The sequence below is a fragment of the Yersinia sp. IP36721 genome, from assembly GCF_003634395.1.
GTDB classification, from domain to species: domain Bacteria; phylum Pseudomonadota; class Gammaproteobacteria; order Enterobacterales; family Enterobacteriaceae; genus Yersinia; species Yersinia entomophaga.
This window is the reverse complement of the sequence record NZ_QCZL01000053.1, coordinates 1-3285: the sequence shown is the minus strand read 5'-3', so window position 1 is coordinate 3285 and position 3285 is coordinate 1. Positions and strand designations below refer to the sequence as shown.

Below are 3285 nucleotides of genomic sequence, written 5' to 3'. Positions count from 1 at the left end.
TATCCGTGCCAGTAAAGTAGGCGAGAACGGAATTAAGCCGGATGTTTGGTATTCGCTGAATGAGAATGGCGAGTTTGAAGAAGTAACCGAGTAACTCCCCACCCCCACCAATCCCCAGAATAAGCCTGACAAATCATCGTTGGCGGCTTTGTCGTGGGAAAAAATCAGGAGAACGCCATGAAGACAATTCAAAAAGTATCAAAAGAACGCCTTGCTCAAATGCTTCCTGGCGCTCTGCTGAAATTAGGAAACCAAATAGTTACTTTCGACGGTTGCAATACAGAGCCTGACTACAAAAACCGCCCTGCTGAATTCGTGCACTACACCGACAGCCAGGGAGTTCAGCGCCGATTTGATATTGGCACTGTTATTCAATCAGCCACAGAGCATCTTGATGCTGAAGCGTGTGATTACTGCGGAAAACTTCGGCTGCCAGAAGATTTAAAAAAAGCATCCATCCAATTCTACAAACATTCAGAGCGTCACACATTCTGCCATGAAGGTAATTGTGCGGCGATTTATCAATCAACAGTCGGACGCCCAAGAGCATCCGTAACAGTTAACCGGAGAGCATCATGGGCGAAGTAAATATGTATCTACAAATGCAGCATCGTTATCAGCTAACAGGAAAGGATTTTGAGATTAAGCCATCGAAATGGATCTCACAAAAGCTACAGCCCGCGCTGATGTTTTTGCTGATGGCTATCTGCTTTTTCATCTCGGGGGTCGTATGGAGCTAGCCGTAACGCAGCAAACCCGCCTCGAAGACTTCATTTTATCACTCTGCATCGACAATCAACTGGAAGCCTCCGACCTTGATCGGATAGCTCAACAACTGGCTCAAATAAACGCCAATGACGATGCCCGAACATCAGGAACCCATCATGATTTTTCGTGTAATTGATACCGAAACGACCAGCTTTGAAGGCAGTGTTCTTGAAATAGCCAGCGTAGATATTGTGGACGGCAAGATTTGTAACCCAATGAGTGACTTTGTGAAGCCCACTGAGGCAATCAGCTTCGAAGCAATGGCAATACATCACATCACCGAAAGCATGGTTGCTGACGCCCCTATTATTGAGCACGTAATTGATAAATACCTTGATGCTGATATCTACGTTGCGCACAACGCGGCCTTTGACCGTGAAAAGTTGCCTCAGATTACCGCGCCGTGGGTTTGCACTCTTAAGTTATCACGCAAGCTATGGCCGGAAGGAGGTCATGGAAATCAGTATCTTCGCTATGCGCATGGATTAAACCCTGATGTGCCGGAAGGACTCCACGCACACAGGGCGCTGTACGACTGCTACGTTACAGCTGAGTTGCTGCTTCACATGAACCGCATAGCGCGATGGACTGTTGCTGAAATGCGGGAAATCACTAAACGACCATCCCTACTCCACGCGATGGCATTCGGTAAACACAAAGGGAAGACTTTTGCCGATATCGCCAGTGAAGACCCTGGTTACTTCCGTTGGTGCCTGTCAAACATGGAACTGAACGAAGACCAGGAATACACAATGAAACATGCGATGGGGGCTATCGTCTAATGGGTACTCCAGTACTGATCCTCGGCGAGTCTGGGACAGGGAAGTCTACCAGCATGCGCAATCTCAATGCTGCCGATTGTTTTTTGGTTAACCCGGAAAACAAGCGGCTACCCTTCAAATCCAAAGACTGGAAGCCTCGGGATTTTGAAGCCAAAACCGGTAATGTTTTTTTCACAGATATTCCCACGGACATTATCACCGTCATCAATTTTGCCCGACGTGCAAAAAAGAAAATCGTCATCGTGGATGATTTTCAATATGTAATGGGCAATCAGTTTATGCGGCGTCGCAGTGAAAAGTCTTATGAGAAATTTACTGAAATTGGCGGCGGCGCGTGGGATGTCATCAGGGCTGCCCAGGCCGCTGAAGATGACCTGATTGTCTATTTCATGGCACACACAGAAGAAACACAATCAGGCCGGGTAAAAATGAAAACCATCGGCAAAATGCTGGACGAAAAAATCACTGTTGAAGGGATGTTCGGCATAGCTCTTCGCACTGGCGTCATGGATGGACGCTACTACTTCTCAACACAAACCGATGGTACTGACCCGGTCAAATCCCCTATTGGCCTTTTCAATTCTCAACAAATAGATAACGACCTTAACGCTGTAGATATAGCGATACGGGACTATTACGAACTTAACGATGGAGCATCAGAATAATGCAACCAATCTTCACTTTTGACCAAGATTCTGCCAAAACCGCTGGCGCTGGCGGCGCATCTGAAACTGGCGCTTATGTAGGCAATATTGCCTCGGCCATTTTCACCAGTGGCCGTGATTCACAATCTGAGGCGATGGAACTCTGCCTTGAGTCGGATATTGGCAAGATAAATTACCTTCGCATTAACTATAAAGGCCGCGATGGTAGCCCATTAAAGCACGGATCTGCCCTGATACACGCCATCATGGGGCTGAACAAAATCAAGCAACTGAATGCAGTCGAAGTTCAGGGAGAGCAAGAGGTCGAGTTGCACTGCCCTGAGCTCGAAGGCAAACCGATTGGTTTTGTCCTTCAGAAAGTTCTGTACACCAAATCCGATGGAGGAGACGGCTACAAATTCGATATCAAACAGGCTTTTAGTTCAACCTCCCGCAAGACATTCAAAGAAGCTGTTGATGGCACGCCTGCTGAAGCAGTTGATAAGTTACTGCTCGTTCTAAAAGACAAGGACGAGCGGGAGCAGCCAGGGACTCAAGCTATGAGTGGACAGCAAACGCAACGTTCTATGCTCGGAAATGGCGCGCAACCACAGTCTCGACTTCAGCAAGTTGCTCAGCAACGCCAGCAACAAGCTGCAAAACAAGCTCCTGATTTTGATGATGATATCCCGTTCTAAAACGCATCCCCCGCACCCCGTAATACACAAAATAAGGGGTCACCATGAAATACGATGACAATCACAGGAGTAAGACCAGCAAGGATGCTGTGGAATACGCCCTCGCTCAATTCGATGGATTAAAAAAAGGAAAGCCAGTACGTAGGCCAGGATGGCTATATCTCGACGCATTGGATGCAGAAGAGCGAGCTCAGGTATTTGATGGGCAAAAGAGGCTTATAGGAAAAGAAAAGTAAACGGACTTACTGGCCATGGACGGCACCCTAGCCCCCCCATTACAGCAATCTGCTGAGGAATAGTTGTGTCAAAAATTCGAGAAGCCATCAACAAGGCACTCCAATACAGAGCCACTCCATCCGAGTGGCTTTTAATATTGTCGGTAATACTCGCTAT

6 protein-coding genes are annotated in these 3285 nt (G+C 47.3%); all 6 read left to right on the top strand.

All coding sequences use genetic code 11. The features are described 5' to 3' along the window. Positions 1-177: 177 nt before the first annotated feature. Positions 178-588, top strand: coding sequence for a hypothetical protein (locus DBA33_RS20030; RefSeq protein WP_120807094.1), 411 nt, complete (start codon positions 178-180; stop codon positions 586-588). 67 nt (positions 589-655) lie between these two features. Beyond that, positions 656-904, top strand: coding sequence for a hypothetical protein (locus DBA33_RS20755; protein WP_162975252.1), 249 nt, complete (start codon positions 656-658; stop codon positions 902-904). Continuing rightward, positions 885-1550, top strand: coding sequence for an exodeoxyribonuclease X (exoX, locus tag DBA33_RS20025; protein WP_120807093.1), 666 nt, complete (start codon positions 885-887; stop codon positions 1548-1550). Before DBA33_RS20755 ends, exoX begins: the two co-directional genes overlap by 20 nt. Then, on the top strand, positions 1550-2215 hold the full coding sequence (locus DBA33_RS20020; protein ID WP_011816505.1) for an AAA family ATPase: 666 nt from the start codon (positions 1550-1552) through the stop codon (positions 2213-2215). The genes exoX and DBA33_RS20020 overlap by 1 nt, the downstream gene beginning before the upstream one ends. Next, positions 2215-2892, top strand: a complete 678-nt coding sequence (locus tag DBA33_RS20015; protein ID WP_120807092.1) for a hypothetical protein — start codon at positions 2215-2217, stop codon at positions 2890-2892. Before DBA33_RS20020 ends, DBA33_RS20015 begins: the two co-directional genes overlap by 1 nt. Before the next feature lie 44 nt (positions 2893-2936). Continuing rightward, positions 2937-3128 (top strand): hypothetical protein, encoded by a 192-nt coding sequence (locus DBA33_RS20010; protein WP_120807091.1) that lies wholly within the window; start codon positions 2937-2939, stop codon positions 3126-3128. The last annotated feature ends 157 nt before the right edge of the window (positions 3129-3285 follow it).